Source organism: Vibrio sp. Vb1980, from assembly GCF_033338615.1.
Classification (GTDB): Bacteria; Pseudomonadota; Gammaproteobacteria; order Enterobacterales; family Vibrionaceae; genus Vibrio; species Vibrio alginolyticus.
The window spans coordinates 90,494-114,880 of the sequence record NZ_JAWOSZ010000002.1 but is presented as its reverse complement, the minus strand read 5'-3'; the positions used below and the strand labels follow the sequence as shown (position 1 = coordinate 114,880).

The window sequence follows — 24,387 nt, the reverse complement described above, 5'->3', positions numbered from 1 at the left end:
ACGCTCTGTCAGCCTCATTGCTAAGCAGAGTAAAGATTCAGTTATACGCTGAATGTCCACGAAAATCGACTACTCAACATACAATTACGTGTGTTTTATCATTCACTGGTGCTTTTTAGTACAACAAATGTTCAAAAGCGCACCAAAGCGAAAAAATTGGGGAGGATTATAGCGTGAAATTACCTATTTCAGCAAAACTCTCGTAAAGTATTCACACGAGTAGCAAGCAGTAAAGAATAATGGATAACTTACCTCTTCGACTTGGATTGACGATGTGGTCGCACAATCAATGGCAACAAAGTTTTTACGGCAGCGGGACAAAGCCCGCTGAACGTTTAGAAAGGTATGCGCAAGTGTTTCATACCGTGGAAGGCAACACGACATTTTATGCCACACCGACGCTCAATACAGTGCAAAACTGGAGAGCCGCAACCCACGATGATTTTCGCTTTACTTTCAAACTTCCTAAAGCCATTACTCATGAGCAAATGCTAAGAGGTTGCAGCGAACAACTGAGAGACTTCATGAAAGTCATGGAGCCTTTGCATGACCGTGTGGGCCAATGGACAATTCAATTACCAGCCGCATTTGGTCCTGAGCACCTTGATCGACTGAAAAAGTTCTGTGCGAGCTTTCCACCTAACTTCCCTCTCGGTGTTGAGGTTCGCCATATGGCATTTTTCTCCAAAGGCGAAGAAGAGCGAGCACTTAACCAATGGTTAGTAGAGAATAATATTGACCGCATTATTATGGATAGCCGCCCAGTCTTTGCCGCTAAGCCCGACAATGAGGCGATTATTGATGCACAAATGAAAAAACCACGAGTCCCTGTTCACGCCATTGCTACCGCTTCACATCCTTTGATTCGCTTTATTGGTCATCCAGAAGAACAACAAAATTACGAGTTTTTTAAACCATGGCTCAACAAGTTGCCACAATGGATTGCCGAAGGTAAACAGCCATATGTCATGATCCATACCGCAGACAATATAATTGCGCCAGAGTTGGCCGCAAACCTATATAAAGACATACAAAAGCGTATCACACTCCCTGAGTTATCACCTTTCCCAGCTGACGATGGCAACTCGCAGTTACAGATGTTCTAACGCAACACATGACAGAGGCGCGAAATTCCCATAAAATACGCGCCTTTTTTGGTGCCTGACATTTTCAGGCGGCTTGTATGCAGAGACTTAGTTATGAACCCTAAGAGCAATCCAGATACTATTTTTTCGGCTCCAATCGATAAAATTGGGGATTTCACGTTCGATGAACGCGTAGCGGAAGTATTTCCTGACATGATTCAACGATCGGTACCGGGTTACAGCAATATTATTTCTGCAATCGGTATGCTGGCAGAGCGTTTTGTAAAACCTCACTCAAACATCTATGACCTTGGCTGTTCTTTGGGTGCTGCAACATTGTCTATGCGTCGCCATATCAAACAAGAAGGTTGCCAAATCATCGCAGTGGACAACTCTCCTGCGATGGTTGAGCGTTGTAAACTTCACGTCAACGCTTACCGCAGTGACACTCCTGTGGATGTAGTAGAAGCAGACATTCGCAATATCGAAATTGAAAACGCGTCAGTGGTGGTGTTGAACTTCACTTTGCAATTCCTCTCTCCAGAAGATCGTTACTCCTTGCTCGAAAAAATTTACGCTGGCCTTCGTCCGGGCGGCATTTTGATTCTATCGGAGAAGTTCGTCTTCGAAGATGAAGTGTCGAACGAACTGTTAATTGACCTTCACCACGACTTTAAACGTGCGAATGGTTATAGCGAACTAGAAATCAGCCAAAAGCGCAGCGCGATAGAAAACGTAATGCGCCCAGATTCAAAGAAAGAACATAAAGAGCGTTTCGCTAAAATTGGCTTTTCTAGCTACGACGTTTGGTTCCAATGCTTTAACTTCGGCTCCATGTTCGCGATTAAATAGACCATGCATACCAAGCCTGAACCATACCGATTTCGGCTTTTGTTAATAATTTATACCCATCAACTCAGCGATGACTAACTATGTTTAACTTTGCAAATTTCTACCAATTGATTGCCCAAGACACTCGTCTTCAACCTTGGCTTAATGTGCTTCCGCAACAGCTAACGGATTGGCAAAATGCAGAGCACGGTGACTTTGGTCGCTGGTTGAAAGCCCTGAACAAAATCCCAGCGGGTAGACCGGACAACATCGACATTGTTGATTCTGTCACGATTTCAAACAATGAGCCCATACCTCAAGGGGAACTTAAAAAGCTAGAAAGCTTACTTCGTACATTCCATCCTTGGCGCAAAGGCCCATACCACGTACACGGCATCCATATTGATACTGAGTGGCGCAGTGATTGGAAATGGGACCGCGTGCTTCCACATATTTCTCCATTAAAGAATCGCAGCGTACTCGATGTAGGTTGTGGTAACGGCTACCACATGTGGCGCATGCTAGGTGAAGGTGCACGCTTAACTGTCGGTATCGATCCATCTCACCTGTTTCTAATTCAGTTCGAAGCAATTCGTAAACTAATGGGCGATGACCAACGTGCACACCTATTGCCATTGGGTATTGAACAACTACCTAAGTTAGAAGCGTTCGATACGGTATTCAGCATGGGCGTGCTTTACCATCGCCGCTCGCCTCTCGATCATTTAGTGCAACTAAAAGATCAATTGGTATCTGGAGGTGAACTCGTATTGGAAACACTCGTGATTGAAGGTGATGAGAATGCAGTACTGGTCCCGACTGCTCGTTACGCGCAAATGCGTAATGTCTATTTCTTCCCTTCAGCAAAAGCCCTAAAAGTGTGGCTAGAATTGGTCGGTTTTGAAGATGTTCGTATCGTTGATGAAAACATCACGTCCGTAGACGAACAACGTACCACAGATTGGATGACGCATAACTCTCTACCTGACTACTTAGATCCGAACGACCCAAGCAAAACTGTAGAAGGCTATCCTGCCCCTCGCCGCGCGGTTCTTGTCGCTCGCAAATCATAATTCGCTGAGATTCCTGACATTGTCTTAACTCATTTTACGAGTTAAGACATTACCCTCTTTCCTCGTAATGAGCGAGTTTGTTTTTTGAATCCATTTTTCACGTCAAAATATAAGCACGCTCTAAATAAGGATGCGCTTTTATGTCCTTGATTTTTGGCTTTTCATCACTATTCCTCAAACAATAAGTAATAGAGAAACATTCTTACTTGTGAGGCTTTATCGATATAAGCTAAACTCCTAAAAAATAAACAACTTAATCCAATCCCAAGGTTTTCAATGTTATTACGATTGACCCCGATTGTTGCCATCGCCTTACTATCTGGATGCTCACTAACCAAAGGCGAACAGTACCACCAAGAAACGTTAGCGGCGATTCAAAATTCAGAAGCGAATGTCAATAATCGCATTACCAACCTAGAGCTACAGCTCAGCAACCAATCGGACTATATCGACAGCCTTGAAGAACAAGTCGATAAACTACAGGTTGAACTTCTTACATTTCGCGATGAAGCAATGGCAGAAGTAAAAAAACCGAAAGAGCCGATTATTGTCCAATCTCCCGCTCCTGTGGAACCAACCCCAACTCACGATATTGTCCTTGGCTCTATCGAAAAGGTCACGGTAGAGTCGATTAAGCAAACTTTTGATGCACGTATCGACACTGGTGCCGCGACGTCGTCTTTAAATGCCGTTGATATTGAAGAGTTCGAAAGAAATGGCAAAAAATGGGTCCGATTCCACTTAGCAGACACCAGTAAATCCGAAGAAGAGAAAAGTACTTGGATCGAAGCTCCTGTCATTCGCTACGTCAAAATCCGCCAGGTTACCAGTGAAGAGTTAGAACGCCGCGCTGTGGTAGAACTTTGGGTGCGCGTTGGAAAAATTCATGAAAAAGCGCAATTTACGTTGGCAGATCGCTCACATATGAACCATCCTATTTTACTGGGTAGAGAATTTATGCGCGACATAGCACTTGTCGATGTAAGTCGTACCTATATCCAAACGGACGAAGATAAAAAATAATAAGGTAGATTATGACGTCAAAAATACCGTTTTACCTTTCTATCATCTTATTGGTGATTGCGGGCATTGCTCTGAGTGTTTTCAGGCATGAAAACTACGGCGTGCCTTGGACGCCAGGCGAAACTCGCCAGGTGTGGGATGTAGAAGCTCGTATTGAGTTCAATGCTAACGGCAACGAAGTAAAAGCGTCACTTGCAGCACCGCATACGCAAAGTGGTTACACACTTATTGGTGAATCTGCTTCCTCATCAGGTTATGGCGTTTCCTACATCAATGACGATTCAGGCCGTCGTGCAGAATGGTCAATTCGCCAAGCTCAAGGGCCACAAACCATATACTACAAAGCCCAGTTCTTAGTAGACCCTCAGGCTAAAGTCACTCCTTTACCGCCAACGGAAGACATTACGCCACCAACGCTATCAGCACCACAAGCAGCAGCGGCAAATGCCCTTATCGAACGTGCGATGAGTCGCTCAGCAGATAATGTGACGTTTACTCGTGAGCTTATCAAAGCGCTTAATGACCCAGATAGCCAAAACTCGTCGCTACTACTGAACGATTTCAGCCGTACTGATGCGCTGCATAACATTTTGCTTACCGCAGGTATACAGAGCAAAACCGTCGGTGTTATCGAACTAGAAGATGGTCGTCGACGCCAAACAATTCAACCAATGGTTCAGGTTTGGTCAGGTAAAGATTGGGTACTGTTTTCGCCAAAATCCGAACAAAAAGCAGTGAAACCCAACTTGTTAGTGTGGGATGAATCAAACGTATCCTTACTTGACCTTGTTGGTGGTAAAAATAGCCAAGTGCATTTCTCGATGATTAAGCAAGAAATGACACCACAACAAGCTACAAACAACAAAATAGAAGCAGATGGATTACTGAATATTTCAATTCATAGCCTACCTTTGGAAGAGCAAGCGATGTTCAAAACCATCATGCTCATCCCTATTGGTGCTCTGATCGTTGTGTTCTTGCGTGTGATTATCGGCCTGAAAACATCCGGTACCTTCATGCCTGTGTTGATTGCCGTTGCTTTTGTTCAAACTCAACTATTAACGGGTATTGTCGGTTTCTTGCTAATTGTAGGTACAGGCCTGATTATTCGGAGCTATTTGTCTAGGTTGAACTTATTGCTGGTAGCAAGGATATCTGCGGTCATTATTACCGTTATTATGATCATCTCGGTGTTCACCGTTGTTGCGTTTAAAATGGGCTTAACAGAAGGCCTAACAATTACCTTCTTCCCTATGATCATCTTGTCTTGGACGATTGAACGTATGTCAATCCTATGGGAAGAGGAAGGTGCGAAGGAAGTTGCTCTGCAAGGTGGTGGTTCATTGCTGACAGCGGTATTAGTTTACCTTGCAATGACGAACTCATACATTCAACACTTAACCTTTAACTTCATTGGTCTACAGTTGATTGTTCTGGCCGGTATTCTATTACTAGGTACTTACACAGGTTACCGCCTCACTGAGCTACGACGCTTCAAACCACTAGCGGAGGACTAAACGATGTTCGAAAGTTTTACTTCGCCGTCTAAGCTTCGCCATAAAGGCATTATGGGGATGAACAAGCGTAACCACAGCTATATTGGCCGTTACAATGATCGTTCTAAATACCCACTTGTCGATGACAAGCTAAAGACCAAAATTATTGCACAGGCAGCAGGAGCAACAGTTCCTGCCCTGATCGGTGTCATTCATAACCAAGCTGAAGTTAAGACTATCCACAAAATGGTTGAGAACTGGCCTGGTTTTGTAATCAAACCTGCACAAGGTAGTGGCGGTAAAGGCATTCTGGTTGTTACGTCTCACAAAAACGGGGTATATACCAAACCCTCCGGCTCTACAATTGGTAGGGATGAGGTCGAGCGTCACATTAGTAATGCGCTTGCTGGCCTTTTCTCTCTTGGTGGTAAAAATGACGTTGCTGTGGTTGAAAACTTAATCAAGTTTGATGACTGTTTTGATGGCTTCAGTTATGAAGGCGTACCAGATGTTCGGATCATCGTATTTAAAGGTTATCCAGTTATGGCGATGATGCGCTGTTCTACAGCGGCTTCCGACGGCAAAGCAAACCTTCACCAAGGTGCCGTAGGAGTAGGCATTGACATCGCGACAGGTAAAGCCGTCAGAGCGGTGCAGTTCGATCATCCAGTGACTCATCACCCTGATACAGGTAAAGACCTTTCGACCCTTCAAGTACCGCATTGGGAGCGCTTGCTGGAGCTTGCGTCAAGTGCCTGGGAAATGACAGGTTTGGGATACATGGGTACGGATATGGTGCTGGATAAAGATGAAGGACCTATGGTTTTAGAGCTTAACGCTCGCCCTGGTCTGGCAATCCAAATCGCTAATGGTGCAGGCTTGCTTCCTCGTTTGAAACACATAGAGAGCCTTGGCACACCTGCTGAGTATCCAAAACCGATTGAACGCGTCGCTTACGCAGCAGAGCAGTTCGGTGTGAAGCCGTTGTTCTAACCCTTCGACATAATGTTCGTTATTACTCGCCAGTAATTGTCATGATTACTGGCGTTTTTGTTCCCGCATCCAAAAACCTTGCACTTGCTCTCCTTATTAAACACATCCTTCTCATATATAAGTTGAATCAATGATCGAGCTAACAAAATCAACATAGATCGTTTCTTTTCTACTTTGCCTTTTGAGTATGATGAGAGCTCCCCTTACTCAACTTGAGAGGTTGAGAAATGCTAATAAAAGAAACAAATAATGATGAACCAGAGCTTGAAGAACAAGAGAGCTTAGACCAACACCTACAACGCTTGTCTGAGCTTTCTGTCCAAGCACTCGAAGAGCTTGCTGAAATGATCGAAGTCAGGGACGATATTCCAGAGGAATAAACGTCGCTTCCTCGTGAAGTTCCGCTAATAAGCCGAGACTGCCGTCCTACAGTCTCGGCTTGTCTTATGTTGTTCGAAGCCTACCTCGTAAATAGATACAAAAACGCCCGCGTTCATTGCGGGCGTTTTATTAGATTCGGAGTTTACGATTCAAACTCTTCAATCATCTCTTGCGCTTCAGTCTTAGGCTTATCCGTTTGACCAAAACCACGCAGACCAACTACGTGTACGTGCTCGTGGTCTTTAAACACCTTACGCACCAGTTTGTAGGTCGTACCTTTCTCTGGGCTGATGTTTTCAGGTGCCGCGATGAGAAGCTGCATATCCAGACGGTCACACAATTCGAACAATGTCGCGATCGATTTCGCATCCAGACGCGCGGCTTCATCCAAGAAGAGCAGACGACAAGGCACAATGTCTTTGCTGCGTAGACGACGAGACTCTTCTTCCCAGCTTTGAACAACCATAAGAAGGATTGACTGACCGGTACCGATCGCTTCACCTGTTGATAGCGCGCCAGACTCAGCCTGTAGCCAACCATCTGTACCACGGTTCACTTCTACACTTAGCTCTAGGTAGTTACGGTAATCCAGTAGCTCTTCACCCAGAACTTGAGGAGAACGTTGACCCATATCGATGTGTGGGTTCACGCGTTGGAACAGTTTCGCCATTGCTTCAGAGAAGGTAAAGCGAGTCGATTCAAACAGGTCTTTATGCTGCTCTTGTTGTGTCGCTAGGCCGTTCAGTAGCACTTCGTGACTTTCGCGGATCTTCACGTTCAGACGTACGCCCTTCACCTGACCAAACGAGATGTTCGACAGGCCTTGGTTCAGCATACGAATACGGTTTTGCTCACGTTGAATCGTCTTCTTGATAATGCTCGCTACCGACTCAGAGCTGATCGCTAGACGGTTTTCACGTTGCGTTAGCTCTTCCGTTAGACGCGCCAGCTCGACTTCCATCTCTTCGATTGCTTCAACTGGGTCATCAGTACGGATGATATCCTGACGAATACGCTCACGAAGGTGTTGGTATACAGCAATATAGAACAGAACTTTACGCTCTGGGCGAGCGTTGTCTTCTGATAGACGCAGCGCATCACGCAGGTCGTCATTGTTCGCAACCGCTAGACGCAGCGCACCCAGTGATTTATCCGACATCGAACGCAGTTCATCCGCTGACATGTAAGCCAGTTCACGCTTGTGTAGACGACGTTCAACATCGTTCTCGCGCGCCAGACGAAGTACAGAGCACCAGCCAGCTTTCGCTGCAACCACAAAGGTACGTAGCTCAACGTATTCTTTCTGAACTTTCTTCAGACGTTTCGCCAAGCCTTTCATCTCTAGTTCAGTAGAGGTGATTGTGCGCTCGTATTCGCTCTTACGGCTACGAGACGTGTGTAGACGCTCATGCAATTCATCACGACGACGCATTGCACGTTCTTCAGCACCTTCGTCCGCGTTCACGCCAAACTCTTGAAGTTCTTGTTTGAACTCTTGAACCGTTTCCAGTTTCGCTTGGTGTGAACTCTTCAATGACGCCAATACTTGGTTGTATTGGTTCATTTGGCCTTGCGACTGTTTCAACTCTTCACGAGAGCGTGTACGCATTTGTTCAGCTTGAACCAGTTTTGCTTTTAGCTGCTCGCTCAGTTCGCTGCTCTTGTTCAGTAGGTCTACTGAATCTGAGTAAGCGAAGTAGTGGCGACGCTCAACGAGATCTGAGAGTGCAAAGATTTGCTTCTTAAGATCTTGTAGCTGTTCGTCTGCCGCTTTGTATTCTGCTTCTAGCGCGTCGAATTGCTCTGGGTCAGCATCAAGCGCAGACGCAATATTCTCTAATTGCGCGACGGCTTTTGCATGGTTGCTTAAGAAGTTCTTCGCCTCTGCAAGCTGAGCGATTTTCTCTTCTAGCTCATCAAAACGCGCTTGCAATGACTCATCTTCAACAAGCACCATGTGTGACGCTAGCTTGTCCAGAGAAGACAACGCTTGCTTGCTGGTTTGAAGCTGAGAACGTTGTTGTTGCTCTTTCGCATCCAGATCCGCCAACACGCGAGCAATTTGGTTACGCTTATCACGAATAGTTGCCAGTGCTTGTTCTGGATCGGCGTCAAAAGCAACCTGAATGTGGTTAGACACAAATAGGTTAAACGCTTGGTACAAGCGCTGCATTTTCTGAGAATCAAACGCCGCTTTTGCGTGTTTCTCTACCACTTCTTCTCGTTCGTTACGCAGCAACTCTAGACGCTGCTCACGTGCCGCACGGCCAAACAATGGGATCTCAGGCAAGCGAGAGTAACGCATTTGGCGATCGTTCATACGAACGCAAACCGCGCCCTCTAACTCTTCTGCATCGAACGAGCTGTCATCAAAGGCATCGATGTCACCTTCAATGATGTACAAGTCTTCTGGACAGTCGTCTAGCTCTACCAGTTTCTCTTCGATGCCTGACAAGTCAGAAACAACGATAGCGTGACGAGCCGGACCGTACATCGCACTGAAATAAGGCGCGTCATCAATCGTGATGTCATCGTAGATCTCAGACAGCAATACACCGCCCAGCGTATCTGCCAAACCTTTCAGACGAGGGTCATTTGAACCACCAGGAGAAGCAAGACGCTCAATCTCAGAGTCTAGCTGGCTACGGCGCTCAGCAAGCTTATCTTTAGCTAAAGACAGCTCCCTTTCTTGTTCAAGGACAACTTGCATGTGGTTCATTACCGCATGGCGATCCTCAAGCTCTTCACCGCTCTGCTCTCTCAGTTTCTCTAGCGCATCGTTCGCCGCGATCCAAGCTGGTGCTATTGCTTCAAGCTTACTGATTTCTGCCACCGCGTTTTGCTCTAGACGGCGCTGTTCACCACGCTGATCACGAACTTCTTCTTGAGCTATCTCTAGTGATTCGATTTGCGTCGCATGACGTTCACGTTCTTGTTCAAACGTAACCTCATCGGTTAGTTCAACGTGATATTGCTTTTTGTATTCAGCAACCAGTTCACGTGCTTGACGCTGCTGGTTAAGGCTGCGTTCGAGATCACGGTGTTGTGCTCGCCATTGCTGTTCGTTTTGTGCGATTTGTTGTGACTCACGCGCTTTCGCGATTGCAGTTTTCGCATGTTCAGACGCGTCTTTGCGCTCAACTTGACCAACGATGCTTTGTACCAGTTTAAGCGCGGTTTCAAACTGCTCTGCCGCTGCAGAGGACATGTCCAGTTTGTGCTTAACCGATAGCAACGCATTGGTGTGTTCTGATTCTTTGCTCCTAAGCTCAGAGACAAGCGCTTGAGCCGATTCCGCCGTTAGGCTGTCATCGCCAAGTAGCTGCTTCGCTTTCTCCAGCGCTTGAACTGCTTGTTGATATTGAAGGGCGCGAGTTTGCTGAACGTCAAGAGCTTGCTGGTAATCAGCAAGTTGCGTCTTAAGGCTATCCACCTCTTCTTCTGCAACGGTAGCTTGCTCTTCAGCCATCATCACGCGTTCTTGCGCTTCTTCGACTACCATCATTTGTTCTTCAAGACGCTCGCTCAGCTCTTCAAGATCTTCTTGGTAGCGTTCGATCTTCTCTTGCTGACGCAGCGCGTTTTGCACCAGTTGCAAGTGATCAGAAGCCGCTTGGTAGTCTTGCTCTAAAGAAGATTCTGATTCGATCAGCAGTTCCAGCTCTTCTTGAACGCGATTAAGCAGATTGTTTTGCTCAATCAAGGTCTCGCGAGAACCAAATAACTCTGAACGCAAAGACAATGTCTGTTCTAGTTTTTTACGACGCTCGTTAGCATGGCGCATATAGTCCGCTGCCACGTAGTTAGTCGACTCTGTGATCAAGTGTTTGAACAAGTCACGGTCTGCTTGCGTAGTTTTGATCGCTTCTAGCGTCATGCGGTTTTCACGCAGCGCCGATTCCATATCTTGGAACGCTTTCTTCACGCCGCCGTTTTGTGGCAGAAGGTAGTCACGTAGCGAACGGGTAATCGCACTTGAGATACCACCGTAAAGCGATGCTTCGATCAGGCGGTAGAATTTAGAACGGTCACCAGAGTTACGCAGTTTCTTCGGAATCACACCGAATTCAAACATTTGTGCGTGGTAATCCACGATAGAAGAGAAGGCTTTAAATTGAACGCCTTCAAATTCTGCGATTGATTCTTTTACTTCATTGATTTGACGTACACGAGCTTGAGTCGCAGATACGCTTTCAACCAAGATATCTGTTGGTTTCACATGGCTTGGAAGACCTTGGATAACAAACGGTTTGATGTCTACTTTCTTATCACGACCCGCAACTTGCTGCAGTTTTACTGCGAACAATAGGCGTTGGTTACGTGAGTTCACCACATCTAGCGCCGCATAACATGCGCCCGGCTGTAGCTTACCGTACAAACCTTTGTCGCGAGACGATTGGCTGCTGCCTGCTTCTGTGGTGTTACGGAAGTGCAGTAGCGTTTGGTCAGGAATCAATGCGGTGATGAACGCCGCCATTGTGGTTGATTTACCTGCACCGTTACCACCTGATAGCGTGGTGACCAGACCATCGATGTCAAACGTACGGGCAAAGAAGCCGTTCCAGTTGACCATGGTCAGCGATTGGTATTTACCGCGTTCAATCATGCTCATGCTTCACCCTCTTCTGTCGTTTCTTCTTGGGCTTGGTCGTCTTGATCTTCTTCAGACAATAGACTGCCTTGGCTTGGCTCTTTGGTGTGCACTACTGCTTCACCATCACGGATCAGACGCAGTTGCGCTTCACGCATGTCATCGCCAATACGTACATCGGCACCAAAGCGGAATACCGCTTCACTGATGCTGAACTTACCGGTTTCACCGATGTTGATGATCATGCCTAGGCGACGCAGACGACGAAGTGACGTACGTACTTTTTCAAACAGCTTTTCTTTATCAAGGTCAGAACCGGTAGCACGGTTCGTCACTAGCTTCATCAGCTTATTTTCATCTGCTAGAGCAAGCAGTTCGTCGTACAGCTCTTGGTTAGTGAAGATGCCTTCGTGCGCAAGACGCTCTGGGCTTAGATAAAGGAAACACAGTACCTTACCCACCAGCATATCCAGTTCAGAAAGAACACTACGGCCAATCAGAGACGTTGAACGAGGACGAAGATAGAAGAAACCTTCTGGCGCTTTCACCAATTCGGTGTTGTAGCGTTGGTAGAAAGAAGAAAGCTCAAGTTCGAAATCCGACAGCAACGCGTGGTTGTCTAGATCTTCACTTGAGATATGACGCCCTGCTCGAAGCATGCTGTCTAGCGCTGGGAACAGAGGGTTAGAAATTGCTTTTGCCAGATTCTCTGACATGTATTCATTAGTATCGGTCGATGACATTCGCTTGTACCTTTGCCCCAAATTCGTTGATTGCTTTCCAGTCTGGTTGAATCGCTTGGTAATCCGATTCTGAATACCCTAGACGTACAGCTTGATCGACGATAATGCGAGCTAAATCAAAATGATGAGTATAAGGGTGCTGTGCAAGGTAATCTCGCAGTACCACACTCAAATCGATTGGTGTGCCTTGATCTTTATGCGCTTTTAGCATGTCACCAATTCGTTCAGACAACTCATCATTGACTTGTTGAAACTCTTCGTATTCTACTTCCATCGGAACTTGACCCGTGACCTCGTCATCACGCAGTACTAGGGCCTCATCACGAAGGTCAGAAAGCCTCTCCGCATCTGCATAAGTCAGATACCAAGGCGCATCGAAGTATTCTTTGACAGATTGACGCAGACGCGAGCTAAACGCACGGTTCTTATCCATATCGATTGCAGTACGAATAAACTTGTGCACGTGTCGGTCATAACCAATCCAAAGGTCGATAGCTTGCTGGCCCCAGCTTGTGATTCGGTCTAGTTTCATTTGCAGACCAAACAAAGCTTCTTCGATAAACTCCAGCTCAGGGTCACCGTAAACAATTTCTTGAATATCGAGGATCTGAGTTTGCAGTTCATCACTGGCGGCTTGCAGCGTATCTTGAAGTTCACGCAACGTGCTTGATGTTTCTGACAGAAGTGCTTCACAGTTGTTGATCGCTTCGCGCCAGTCTTTGTTAAGCAGGTCAGCAATCTGTTGTTTCACTGACTGTTGCTGCTCATCCATAACACGTTGGTTGAGGTCAATTTGATCGAAGATTTCGCCTACAGAATATTTTAAAACACCGTATACGTTTTTCTTCCAGTGACCCGGTGTGCCACCTTTTTGTGCTGCCTCAATCGCTTTCGCCATTTCATCCGCTACCATGGATAGCTGGATAGATAGACGCAGTTTTGAGAACTCACGATGACGCACGTAGTAGTCGGTTATTCCTATCGCTAATGGCGACAAGCGGTAAATGCTCGCTCCGTCAGTAATTTCACTGACAAAACGGCTCATAAGACGCTGCTTAACCATCTCGTTGATCGCATTGTTCGCACGAAAAGCGGAGGCTTCGCCGGTCTCATCAAATAGTCGAGTGACGATGGCAAATGCATCATGCAGTTCACCTTCACCCAGTTCTTCATCGAACCTTTCATTACTCAGTACGGCAATGGCTATCAAAAATGCCAATCGCTCTGTGGTCAGGTTCAACGAGAAATCGTGCTGCTTAACCCAGCCAACCAGCTCATCGATTGGTTGCTCTGCAGCATTGAGAGTCATCTCACTCATTGTTATTCCTGTTTATCGTTCTTTTTAGCCCACACATGAATGTAGCGGCCTAATGAGAGGTATGGCTCTTGTCGACAAAGTTGTTTTTCTAGCGCCAACACATCTTCAAACTCGTAATCACCCATGTATTCCATATTGCCTATGTAATCACTAAATGAGCGAATACCAGATTTGCCACAAATATTAAAACCTGAATTTTCTATCCACTGGTAGACTTCTTCAGGTTTTAAGCCTTTTTGCGGCTGTAGTTTAAATCTTTTTCGGTGAGGCATGCCGTCTAATATATGAGGAATGTTGCCACAAACTACGTTTTTATAGACTAAACCGTGGTGGTTGTAGAACATGACTGATGCGATGCCTCCCGGTTTTACTTGTTCTAGAACTGTTTCAAGTGCGGCCTTAGGATCAACCAGCCACTCCATCACAGCGTGGAACATAACCAGATCGACCTGTCCATCCATATGTTCACCGATGGATTGGACAGGCGAATGAATCAGGCGATACTGCTCAAGCAAACCGTTTTTTTCAATATCCTGCTTAGCCAACTGCAGCATTTCCGAAGATAGATCACATAAAGCGATTCGATGTCCGAGCTTAGCAAGCTTTTGCGACATTTGTGCCAAACCACCACCAGCGTCTAACACTTCTAGGGGTTGCTGGTCAGCATCTAATTCACTTAGAATCTGTAGAAAATCTTCCCACACAATGATTTGGCGGATCTCCCCTTTATCGGAGCCGTAAATATTTTTTGCAAATTTGTGGGCGATATCGTCGAAATTGCGGTCTTCTGTCACTTCTGCTGAGTTATCATAACGGATTGTGCCGCTATTCTGGCACAAGGAAAGCAGGAATAAAGAGGGATACCCTCATTTTTATTATCAATTGATGTTTTTTCGGACTATTTATGTATGTTTGAGCTGAAAAAAGTAGTGTCAGCCATGCTTATGCCCCTTCCGGCATTGCTGCTGATAGGCTTGTTGGGTCTTGCTCTCATTAGTTTTACTACAAAACGTAAAACTGGCTGCTTCGTTGTTCTATTCTCTTTTGTTGGCATTTTTCTTGTTGCCTTCCAACCTGTTTCAACCAAGCTTCTTATGCCGTTAGAGCGAGAGCATAAAGCCTTTTTGCCAGTTTCTGGCACCATCGACTACGTGATGGTTTTAGGGAATGGTCATGTTATCGATGACGAAATTCCACCCACCTCGCAGTTAAGCCGTGCAGCATTAATGCGCTTAACTGAGGGCATTCGTATTTTAAGAATGTATCCAGGCGCGAAATTAATCTTATCCGGCTATGCTGGCGGATCTGAAATTAGCCACGCGCGAATGATGGCGAACGTTGCCCTTGCGTTGGGAGTCGCGAAATCCGATATCATTTTATTAGAAGATGCGAAAGATACGTGGGAAGAGGCGCGTCAAGCGGCTGCATTCGTTCAACAAAAGGAGATTGTGTTAGTCACTTCTGCGAGTCACATGAGCCGTGCATTGTATGAGTTCAACGCAGCAGGCATTAAACCAATCCCAGCCCCGACCAACTTCTTAGCTATTAGCGAGATAAGTCAACCTTGGGATAAATACTCACCTAAAGCGCGTTACTTAGAACAAACAGAGCTTTATTGGCATGAGTACTTGGGCAGTATTTGGCAAAGGTTGCGTGATACTGTCGGCCAAACACCAATGGTTGAAGCAAACTAGTATTATCTTGAAGCCACAAAAAAGGAGAGCCGAAGCTCTCCTTTTCTTTTTACGATTGAGTTATGTTCCAACTAGTCACCAGCAAACATATAGCCTTCGCCGTGCACCGTTACAAAAATCTGTGGGTTCTTAGGATCGAACTCCATTTTTGCGCGCATACGTCGAATAAGAACATCAATGGTGCGGTCATTCGGCGCATCCACTCGATGGCTGATCATGTTCAAAATACGCTCACGACTTAACACCTGGTTAGGGTAAGACGATAATGCCACCAAAAGTTCATACTCTGCTTTAGTTAGTTTTACTGGCTCACCGTTGCGGCTAAGTGCGCGACGTTGAATGTCGAATGTCCACTCCCCAAAGCGCACAATGTGCTCTTCACTGGTTTCATTCGCTTTCGAGCTGCCACTGCGCGCTGCTGAAATACGCCACAGCAAGTTTTTCACGCGAACTAACAGCTCTCTCAGTTCAAAAGGTTTTGTCACATAATCGTCAGCACCCATTTCTAGGCCTACGATTTTATCAATGCTATCCGTGCGTCCTGTTACTAATATGATACCAATATCCGATTGGCTACGTAACTCACGAGTAAGCATCAGGCCGTCTTCACCAGGCAGGTTAATATCCAGCATGATCAGGTCTACATCGCCCGCTTGCAAAACTTCACGCATTTCTGCGCCACTCTCTGCTTCGCTGACTTGGTAGCCCTCATTTTGGAAATATCCCGCAAGCTTACTACGAGTTACAACATCATCTTCTACGACTAATACGTGATAGCTCATTTACACCACTTTTCTGTCTTCTTATTATCCAAGACGTATTCTATTCATAACTAGTAACATTTCTAGTCATAGATACATTAAAACGCAAGATTTAGCGTTTTTATTGATTCAAAACAAGCTTACCCATTGCTATTAATAAACGGTCATTTTTGACCATAAAACATAACAATTATAGTTACTGCTATTCATTTTAATTGATTACACTTAGGGGATATCCCTAATTGACTTTGTGATGCATGACTTGAAGCATCATTCAGGAGCCCAAAATGCAAGAAGTGAAAGCTTTTAATGAAAAACGCGCTGAAATTTACTGGTGGTTTTCGAGCTTGTTCGCAAAAGAACTAACAGAGAAAGAATTGGAAGCCTATCACAGTGTTGAAATTCGCAGTTTTCTCGCAGGTTTAGGTGAAAATGAGTCGCTGAAACCAGCTGTTGATAGCCTAGTTGATGCATTGAATCGGTTACAAGATCGTGAAGATGCACAACTAGAGCTTGCAGCTGACTTTTGTGAACTGTTTTTGAAGACAGAAAAATACGGCGCTCTTCCTTACGCATCCATGTACATTGGTGAATCAGGTTTACTGAATGACAAGCCAGCTGAGGAAATGGAAAAGTTGATGGCTGAATTTGGCGTTCAAGTAGACGAAAACCTAAAGGAACCTGCGGATCACTTAGCCGTTGAGCTCGACTTTCTCGGGAACATGATTATCCGCTCAAACGAGCTTGAACAAGAAAAACACATGGAAGAAGCCTTCGTTAAACAAAACGACTTTATCCAGCAACAATTGATGTCTTGGTTACCTCAGTTTTCAGACAAATGTAAAAAATTCGACGAATTTGGATTTTACTCGAGTGTCGCGAAACTATTAGTTGCATTTTGTAAACTAGACAGCGCCTACCTTCTTGGTGAATAATTGCCGCCTATTTTTAGGGAGCCTGCCTATCGGGCTTCCTGTATGCCTGAAAGTGACCAATTGTAAGTAACTTGGGTATAATATTCGTTTGCCTTAACTTAGCGCAAAGACGCTTGGTTATTTAGCAGTCAAAATGTGACTTCAAATACACAAATCTCTTGCTGAAAACATTGCTAGTCAGTCCACATAGGGCTAAAATGTGAGCGCAAACGATTAAATATGATTTATATGTAAACCGCTGAAATATAGCGGTTTTTGTGTTTTCTTAACAGGTTGATGGCAATTTCTCATCAGATAGAAAAAAGATAAAATTCATCGACCGATGCTGCTACGTACCCTTTTGTCGCACTTGGATCAACCGCTGCCGAGACACTTAGCGCCAATTTTATATTGCTAGGTGTGAAACCATTAGAGCATCAGGTACATCCAATACGACATATTTCAGTAGCTCGATACAGGACACCATTTATGGCCACGATAAAAGACGTTGCTCGCTTAGCCGGCGTTTCCACTACGACAGTTTCGCACGTTATCAATAAAACGCGTTTCGTTGCAGAAGCAACGCAAGAAAAAGTAATGAAAGCCGTTGACGAGCTGAATTACGCGCCAAGTGCCGTTGCACGCAGCCTAAAATGCAACTCAACTCGTACTATTGGCATGTTAGTAACGCAGTCAACCAACCTATTCTTCTCAGAAGTGATTGACGGGGTTGAGAGCTACTGTTACCGCCAAGGCTATACTCTGATTTTATGTAACACAGGCGGGATTTACGAAAAACAACGCGATTACATTCGTATGCTGGCTGAAAAGCGCGTTGATGGCATCCTAGTGATGTGTTCTGACTTAACCGAAGAACTAAAAGAGATGCTTGACCGTCATGCGGACATTCCTAAAGTGGTCATGGATTGGGGCCCAGAGAGCTCACAAGCAGACAAGATCATGGATAACTCAGAAGAAGGTGGCTACATTGCAACCAAACATCTGATTGACAATGGTCATACGGATATCGCTTGTCTAAGCGGTCATTTTGAAAAGCTTGCTTGCCAAGAGCGCATTGCAGGTTTCCGTCGCGCAATGAGCGAAGCGAACCTAGCTGTAAATGAAGACTGGATCCTTGAAGGTAACTTTGAATGTGATACGGCCGTATTAGTTGCAGATAAAATTACCGCAATGGACAAGCGCCCGACGGCGGTATTCTGTTTTAACGACACAATGGCTCTAGGCCTAATGAGCCGCTTGCAACAAAACGGGATCAAAATTCCTGAAGATATTTCAGTGATCGGCTACGACAACATCGAGCTTGCGGAATACTTCTCTCCACCGCTAACGACTATCCACCAACCTAAACGTCGTGTTGGTAAAAATGCATTCGAAATTCTACTTGAGCGTATCAAAGATAAAGAACACGAAAAACGAATTTTCGAAATGCAACCTGAGCTTGTAATTCGAAATACTGTGAAAAAAATGAACTAAATTTCACTGTATTTAACCGTGTTAAATAAGCGCTCTACAGGGGCGCTTATTTTTTTGGGAAAATTAAGCATTCTCTAATACTTCACACCGCTCTAATAACAATTGACTAACGTTAACTCCCTGTTTTATATAAATGTAATATATATTAAGAACTCCTTTTCAAAGGCCAATTTGCACCTTTCCATATGCAAAATAGAGCATTCAATCTATCATTTTTATTGAACCGAAATCACACTTTTAACGCTAAACCGTGATGTTAATTCAATATAAGAAGTATGCTCATTGTGTCACGCACAGGGCAAACCATTCGAAAGAGTGGGACGCAAAGCCTCCGGCCTGAACCATATTACGATATGGAAGGTAGCGGGGTTACCGATGGCAAGTGTGTAAGCAATGACTTTACTCTGTAATGACATTGTTTTTACGTATGTTTGCTACTCTCTCGGACCTGACTTTTGGTGGCGTAATATTAATTACACCGAGATAACAAAACATGGATAAACCGATACTCAAAGACTCTATGAAGCTATTTGAGGCACTTGGTAATATCAAGTCGCGCTCAATGTTTGGTGGCTTCGGACTATTCGCTGATGAAACAATGTTTGCACTAGTGGTAAACAATCAGCTTCATATCAGAGCAGACCAAAAAACTTCATCTGACTTCGAGAAACAAGGGCTAAAGCCTTACGTTTATAAAAAACGTGGCTTCCCAGTCGTTACAAAGTACTACGCTATTTCCAGCGATTTATGGGAATCAAGCGAACGCTTAATCGAAGTAGCGAATCAATCATTGAAAAAGGCAAAGCTTGAGAAAGAACAGCAAGCAAGTACAAAGCCTAACCGTTTGAAAGATTTGCCTAACTTACGACTGGCTACCGAGCGCATGCTAAAAAAAGCCGGCATCGAATCCGTAGAGAAGCTTGAAGAGGAAGGTGCGCTTAACGCCTATAAAGCGATAAGAGATACGCACTCTGCAACCGTCAACATTGAGTTGCTATGGGCACTAGAAGGTGCTATCAACGGCACTCATTGGAGTGTGGTACCTCAAGCTCGCCGAGATGAGTTGATGAACGGCCTCCAATAAAAGTCGGCCTAAAAACTATCTTGTAAAACCGCAGTCTAATCTGCGGTTTTTTTGTGAAATTTTTTCGGTTTTCCTACTGTCTTATTACATATATCCCAAATTGGAATCAAAATTATGAATAAGAAACTGATTTTAGGTCTCATCCTACTAGCGGCTATCGTCTTTTTAGGTATTAACTTTGGCCAGTATTTAACCTTAGAGAATGCAAAAGCCCAACAAGAAGCACTAACTACATACATCGATCAGAATTTTGTATTCTCGGCTGCGATTTACTTTTTTACCTACATTGCAATTACCGCTTTTTCTATCCCAGGAGCGGCAGTAGTCACCTTACTTGGTGCAGCCTTATTTGGTTTTTGGACAAGCTTGCTACTGGTTTCTTTCGCTAGCACTATGGGGGCAACACTGGCCTTCTTGAGCAGCCGATACTTATTGCGTGACTGGGTACAAAACAAATTCGGAAATAAACTCAACGCAATTAATCAAGGTGTCGAAAAAGACGGAGCTTTTTATCTATTTTCCTTGCGTCTAATCCCTGTATTCCCTTTCTTTCTAATCAACTTACTGATGGGCTTAACACCGATGTCTGTAGGTCGATTTTATCTCACTAGCCAAATAGGTATGCTGCCAGGCACAGCCGTATATCTGAATGCAGGTACTCAATTAGCAACAATTGAAAGCCTATCGGGCATTGTTTCACCCGCAGTATTAGCGTCTTTTGCGCTATTGGGACTATTTCCAATCATCACTAAATGGGTTATGAATAAAGTAAGGCCGACACCAAGTCAGCAAAACTCGTAATTGGTGAAGTGGGTATTTTGATGAAAATATTTATCGCTAAAAACCCAGCAGAAGCACACATTGTATGTGAGCTGCTTAAAGTGGAACAAATTTACTGTGAAGTTCGCGGAGAAGGTATTTTCGGCTTAAAAGGAGAACTGCCGTTTGGTGATGATACCGATCCTTATGTGTGGCTTTTTGACACGGCACAAAAGATGAAAGCTGAAGAAATAGTAAAAGCATATCGAAAACAATCCGATAGGCATGAGTATCAAGATTGGCAATGCCCAAAATGTCATGAAATAAACGAAGGGCAATTTGGTGCATGTTGGCAATGTGGATATCAACTAGGAGAGCTATAGCGGCTCTCCTATACTGTGGATGCACTCAGTTTTAAGCACATACAGCTTGCTGTTTAATAAACTCGATGGAGTGTTGATTGAAGTCTTCTGGACGCTCTACATTGCATACATGACCACAATTCGGGATTTCTCGTAGAATGCTGAGCTTATGTGCTGCAACCATTTCTTTGACAGGTTTAATAAACATGTAATCCCTGTCGCCCATTAAGTAAAGAGTCGGAATGGGTAACTCTCGATCTTTAAAATATTTCATTAACGGATTTACATCAGCGGCAAGAATAAACCAACGTTTAAATTCTTTTTGGCAAAGCTTCTTGGCTTCGCGAATAAAAAGGTGGCGAGATTCTCGTTGGCTTCTTTGAGGCATAACAATATAAGCGAACAGTTTGTAGAGCCACATGTACGGTAGGATATGCTTACAAAAATTACCTAATTTCACCAATATCTGAGAACGAGTGTTAAGCCTTGTGACAGCACCGCCGAGCACCATCGAACGTACGCGCTCTGATGACAATTCAGCAAGGTTTCGAACAATAATAGTACCAAGCGACATACCGACAAAATGAGCGGATTGGATCTTTAAATGGTCCAATACTTTCAAAATATCTTGGGTAACTTCCGTAAAGGTATAACGGCTAGCAATGAGCTCTTTAAGTAGCTGATTTGACTTTCCATGACCTCTTAAATCGATCAGCAATAAGTTAAAGTGTTGCTTGTAAGCTTTAATTTGCTTGAACCAGATAGAAGAGCTACCACCAGCACCGTGCACAAATACAACCCACTCATTACTAGTAGGGTGCAAATAGGTTTTATGAAAAAGTAGCGGCTGGGTCATATTGAGTATCAAAAAGATCGTGCTATTGAGTAAAAAGCCATCCTACCACACTCCCCTTACTCAAGATAATAAAGGCACCTCATTCGGTGCCTTTCGTTACAATTTTAAGTCAAACTAACGCTGAGTGGTAAAGCTGCAAATAAGATTCTGCGGCCTTTTGCCAACAAAAGTCTTGTTGCATCGCGTGCAACTGTACTTTATTCACTTCAGGCTCGTTTTGAGCGTAGAGCAACAGTGCCCTTAGCATCGTTAACAACAATGCCTGCGGTGTCGGTTCGAAAAAAACAAACCCCGTTGCTTCAGATGGGTTTACATCATAATCGCTAACGCTGTCCTTTAAGCCACCAACACCGCGTACTATCGGTAATGTCCCATAAGCCATACTATAGATTTGGTTTAAGCCACATGGTTCAAACTCAGAAGGCATCAAGAAGAAATCAGAACCAGCTTCAACGATATGCGCAAGTTCATTGTCATACGCTTCTACAAAGGCAAATTTGCTAGAAAACTGCGCGGCAACCTCTCGTAGCTGAGCGGCAAGAATAGGGTCTCCGGTCCCAACGACAACTAGCTGAACATCGTGCTTCAAAAAATCGGCCAAAGCAGGCAACAAGTAATGAACACCTTTCTGCTGGGTCAACCGACAAACCATACCGAACATAGCTACATTTTTTTCGGGCAAATTTAGTCGTTGTTGTAATGCTTTTTTACAAGCTTTCTTCCCTTGCGACATACTTTGCTGGTCGGCGCAGTAATTAACCGGCAAGTAGGTATCAGTTTCCGGATTCCAAGCGCTGTAATCACAACCATTCAAGATGCCGACTAAGTCCTGCGCACGTTGCTGAAACTCCCAAGCCATGCCGTGACTGCCAAGCTCTGTTTTTAGTTCCTCTGCGTACGTAGGGCTAACCGCGTTTATCTTATCTGCATTCATTACACCAGCTTTAAGCATCGTAATATGCGTTGCACTCACCGCAGCATCGGGAACGTTTCTACAATGAAACTCTGGCAAACACTGCACATCTTCATAACTAAATACGCCTTTAAAGACCGCATTGTGAATTGAAATGACGCTTTTAGTATGAGCAAAAAACGGATCATTGCCATACCTGTGCTTGAGCAAAAATGGAACAAGACCTGTGTGCCAATCGTTCGCGTGTATGATATTAGGTTGAAAGGCGAGCTTGGGTAACATATCGAGACATGCTGCACTAAAAAACGCAAAGCGCTCGCCGTTATCAGTATACGCTTGGTTGTTCTCCGCATACATTGATGGTCGATTGAAATACGGCGGACAATCAATCAGGTAAACAGGATTTTGACCTAACATGAGCCGCAAAACTCGATACTCCGTATGCGGCCATGATGTTAATTCTGTTTCTAATACAACTTCTGCGTCTGCGAGTTTATCAATACTGCTGTACGCAGGGATGGTAATTCTTACGTCTTGCTGTAGGTTTTGAAGGGCTTCCGGTAGTGCCTTGGCAACATCTGCCAAGCCACCACTTTTAATGAGGCCTTCAACCTCAGAAGCTACAAACAGAATAGATAAGTTGTTAGTAGCCAACTCGAGCTCCTTTCGGAATAACAACAATGCCCTCCTCAGACACGTGGAAGTGTTTTTTATCTTCTTGAAGATTCACACCAATCTGAGTACCAGGAGCAATATCGGCATCCTTGTCGACAATCACACGACGTAAAACACATCCTTCGCCAATTTTTACGTCACCAAGAAGTATACATTCGCTGATATCGCAAGCAGAAGCAATATTACTGCGAAAACCAAGCACCGACTTTTCGATTCTTGAGCCTCTAACATAGCTGCCATTACACACTAAACTATCGATTATCTGCACACGACCATTATCAGAGTCGGTAAATGTCGCAGGTGGCAATGGTGGGTAGTAGGTATGCAATGGCCATTTACGGTTGTACAGCGAAAATGGTGCATCTTTTTCTAGCAGATCCATATGCGCTTGCCAGTACGCATCAATAGTTCCGACATCACGCCAGTACACCTCTTCTTTTTCGCCACTGATTTTGTTGGTACTGAAGTCATACACGAACACATCACCTCTAGGGAACATCTTTGGAATGATGTCCTTTCCAAAATCATGTGATGAAGCTTCATTATCCGCATCTTCGACCAACTCTGAGAACAGTACCTGAGCTTCAAAAACATAGTTACCCATTGAAACTAAAGCGTAATCAGGGTCACCAGGAATCGATTTCGGATTTGCTGGTTTTTCTTCAAAGCCAATCATACGACCTTCGCTATCCACTTCGATAACCCCAAATTGCGACGCCTCTTTTAGTGGCATGCGCAATGCAGATACCGTCAGAGAAGCCTTCTTTTCTGAGTGGAAGTTCAGCATTTGTTTGATATCCATCTTGTAGATATGGTCAGAGCCAAAAATACAAACTTGCTCTGGTTCCTCTAATTCCATAAAACGCAGGTTTTGATAGATCGCGTCCGCCGTCCCTTCGTACCAACGTTTACCAGTACGCATTTGAGCGGGAATAGGATCGATAAAGCGGTCTGTAATGCCGTTGATGTTCCACCCCTTTTTTAAGTGATGGAATAAAGATTGAGATTTAAATTGGGTTAGGACGTAAATGCGCATCAGATCCGCATTAACAAAATTGTTTAGAGCAAAATCGATCAATCGATAACTACCACCAAACGGTACCGAAGGTTTACTGCGAGATTCCGTTAAAGGTCTCAAACGAGAGCCTTCACCGCCAGCAAGAATCATTCCCAAAACACCAGCCATTTGTTGTTCTCCATATCGTTATAGCTTGGATTTGGTACTCGCTTGAATGAGTCATACTCGGGGAGTCAAGCGAATACATTTAGCAACCGTCTCTGAGTTTCTGTGAACTCTTACAACACGGATAAAAAAGCTACGGCACTTCCAGTATGCAACGT

The 24,387-nt window shown here is 44.6% G+C and carries 21 protein-coding genes and 1 riboswitch; of the genes, 13 read left to right on the top strand and 8 right to left on the bottom strand.

Annotated features, from left to right (window positions below):
- Nucleotides 1–239: 239 nt before the first annotated feature.
- From R7F64_RS03730 to R7F64_RS03700, 7 genes are all read left to right on the top strand, one after another.
- Nucleotides 240–1,106 carry a DUF72 domain-containing protein gene (locus tag R7F64_RS03730; RefSeq protein ID WP_064367988.1) on the top strand — a complete coding sequence of 289 codons (867 nt, stop codon included), beginning with the start codon at nt 240–242 and terminating at the stop codon, nt 1,104–1,106.
- Nucleotides 1,107–1,199: 93 nt separating this feature from the next.
- Complete coding sequence (cmoA, locus tag R7F64_RS03725) at nt 1,200–1,937, top strand: carboxy-S-adenosyl-L-methionine synthase CmoA (RefSeq protein ID WP_017635063.1); 738 nt, start codon at nt 1,200–1,202, stop codon at nt 1,935–1,937.
- A gap of 80 nt (nt 1,938–2,017) precedes the next feature.
- The gene (gene cmoB / locus R7F64_RS03720) at nt 2,018–2,989 is read left to right on the top strand and encodes a tRNA 5-methoxyuridine(34)/uridine 5-oxyacetic acid(34) synthase CmoB (RefSeq protein WP_318071468.1); all 972 of its coding nucleotides are present in this window, start codon (nt 2,018–2,020) and stop codon (nt 2,987–2,989) included.
- A gap of 276 nt (nt 2,990–3,265) precedes the next feature.
- The gene (locus R7F64_RS03715; protein WP_005378391.1) at nt 3,266–4,012 is read left to right on the top strand and encodes an ATP-dependent zinc protease; all 747 of its coding nucleotides are present in this window, start codon (nt 3,266–3,268) and stop codon (nt 4,010–4,012) included.
- Nucleotides 4,013–4,023: 11 nt separating this feature from the next.
- Nucleotides 4,024–5,529: an inactive transglutaminase family protein gene (locus R7F64_RS03710; protein WP_005378389.1), complete on the top strand. Its 1,506-nt coding sequence runs from the start codon at nt 4,024–4,026 to the stop codon at nt 5,527–5,529.
- 3 nt (nt 5,530–5,532) lie between these two features.
- Entirely contained in the window at nt 5,533–6,501 is a 969-nt protein-coding gene (locus R7F64_RS03705) for an alpha-L-glutamate ligase-like protein (RefSeq protein ID WP_005378387.1), read from the top strand.
- Between the two features lie 227 nt (nt 6,502–6,728).
- Nucleotides 6,729–6,881: a hypothetical protein gene (locus R7F64_RS03700; RefSeq protein WP_005378381.1), complete on the top strand. Its 153-nt coding sequence runs from the start codon at nt 6,729–6,731 to the stop codon at nt 6,879–6,881.
- 143 nt (nt 6,882–7,024) lie between these two features.
- Here the strand turns inward: R7F64_RS03700 and mukB are convergent, their stop codons facing one another.
- The 4 genes from mukB to cmoM are packed head-to-tail and all read right to left on the bottom strand — an operon-like array spanning nt 7,025 to nt 14,328.
- Nucleotides 7,025–11,488, bottom strand: coding sequence for a chromosome partition protein MukB (gene mukB / locus R7F64_RS03695; RefSeq protein ID WP_318071538.1), 4,464 nt, complete (start codon nt 11,486–11,488; stop codon nt 7,025–7,027).
- A gap of 2 nt (nt 11,489–11,490) precedes the next feature.
- Nucleotides 11,491–12,216, bottom strand: a complete 726-nt coding sequence (mukE, locus tag R7F64_RS03690; RefSeq protein ID WP_005378379.1) for a chromosome partition protein MukE — start codon at nt 12,214–12,216, stop codon at nt 11,491–11,493.
- Nucleotides 12,197–13,534, bottom strand: a complete 1,338-nt coding sequence (gene mukF / locus R7F64_RS03685) for a chromosome partition protein MukF (protein ID WP_213966496.1) — start codon at nt 13,532–13,534, stop codon at nt 12,197–12,199. Before mukF ends, mukE begins: the two co-directional genes overlap by 20 nt.
- 2 nt (nt 13,535–13,536) lie before the next feature.
- Nucleotides 13,537–14,328 (bottom strand): tRNA uridine 5-oxyacetic acid(34) methyltransferase CmoM, encoded by a 792-nt coding sequence (gene cmoM / locus R7F64_RS03680; RefSeq protein ID WP_025766915.1) that lies wholly within the window; start codon nt 14,326–14,328, stop codon nt 13,537–13,539.
- A gap of 114 nt (nt 14,329–14,442) precedes the next feature.
- Here cmoM and elyC point away from each other — a divergent pair, with 114 nt between their 5' ends.
- A complete protein-coding gene (gene elyC, locus R7F64_RS03675; protein ID WP_005387893.1) occupies nt 14,443–15,228 on the top strand; it encodes an envelope biogenesis factor ElyC in 786 nt (261 codons plus the stop codon).
- A 71-nt stretch (nt 15,229–15,299) separates the two neighbouring features.
- On the opposite strand, the gene torR is transcribed toward elyC, so the two are convergent.
- Nucleotides 15,300–16,010: a two-component system response regulator TorR gene (gene torR / locus R7F64_RS03670; protein WP_005378370.1), complete on the bottom strand. Its 711-nt coding sequence runs from the start codon at nt 16,008–16,010 to the stop codon at nt 15,300–15,302.
- Nucleotides 16,011–16,276: 266 nt separating this feature from the next.
- On the opposite strand from torR, the gene torD reads away from it, so the two are divergent.
- From torD to R7F64_RS03645, 5 genes are all read left to right on the top strand, one after another.
- Nucleotides 16,277–16,924, top strand: coding sequence for a molecular chaperone TorD (torD, locus tag R7F64_RS03665; protein WP_005378369.1), 648 nt, complete (start codon nt 16,277–16,279; stop codon nt 16,922–16,924).
- 468 nt (nt 16,925–17,392) lie between these two features.
- A complete protein-coding gene (gene purR / locus R7F64_RS03660; RefSeq protein WP_005378368.1) occupies nt 17,393–18,397 on the top strand; it encodes an HTH-type transcriptional repressor PurR in 1,005 nt (334 codons plus the stop codon).
- Nucleotides 18,398–18,684: 287 nt separating this feature from the next.
- Nucleotides 18,685–18,774, top strand: a riboswitch (cyclic di-GMP riboswitch).
- A gap of 116 nt (nt 18,775–18,890) precedes the next feature.
- On the top strand, nt 18,891–19,481 hold the full coding sequence (locus tag R7F64_RS03655; protein WP_005378367.1) for a TfoX/Sxy family DNA transformation protein: 591 nt from the start codon (nt 18,891–18,893) through the stop codon (nt 19,479–19,481).
- 114 nt (nt 19,482–19,595) lie between these two features.
- A complete protein-coding gene (locus R7F64_RS03650; protein ID WP_005378366.1) occupies nt 19,596–20,282 on the top strand; it encodes a TVP38/TMEM64 family protein in 687 nt (228 codons plus the stop codon).
- A gap of 20 nt (nt 20,283–20,302) precedes the next feature.
- The gene (locus tag R7F64_RS03645; protein ID WP_017820033.1) at nt 20,303–20,623 is read left to right on the top strand and encodes a DUF2007 domain-containing protein; all 321 of its coding nucleotides are present in this window, start codon (nt 20,303–20,305) and stop codon (nt 20,621–20,623) included.
- A gap of 31 nt (nt 20,624–20,654) precedes the next feature.
- Here R7F64_RS03645 and R7F64_RS03640 read toward each other — a convergent pair whose 3' ends face one another.
- The 3 genes from R7F64_RS03640 to glgC form a co-directional block, all read right to left on the bottom strand.
- On the bottom strand, nt 20,655–21,458 hold the full coding sequence (locus R7F64_RS03640; RefSeq protein ID WP_017820032.1) for an alpha/beta fold hydrolase: 804 nt from the start codon (nt 21,456–21,458) through the stop codon (nt 20,655–20,657).
- Between the two features lie 109 nt (nt 21,459–21,567).
- Nucleotides 21,568–23,025, bottom strand: coding sequence for a glycogen synthase GlgA (gene glgA, locus R7F64_RS03635; RefSeq protein WP_033905051.1), 1,458 nt, complete (start codon nt 23,023–23,025; stop codon nt 21,568–21,570).
- Entirely contained in the window at nt 23,015–24,232 is a 1,218-nt protein-coding gene (glgC, locus tag R7F64_RS03630; RefSeq protein WP_005378352.1) for a glucose-1-phosphate adenylyltransferase, read from the bottom strand. Before glgC ends, glgA begins: the two co-directional genes overlap by 11 nt.
- Between the last annotated feature and the right edge of the window lie 155 nt (nt 24,233–24,387).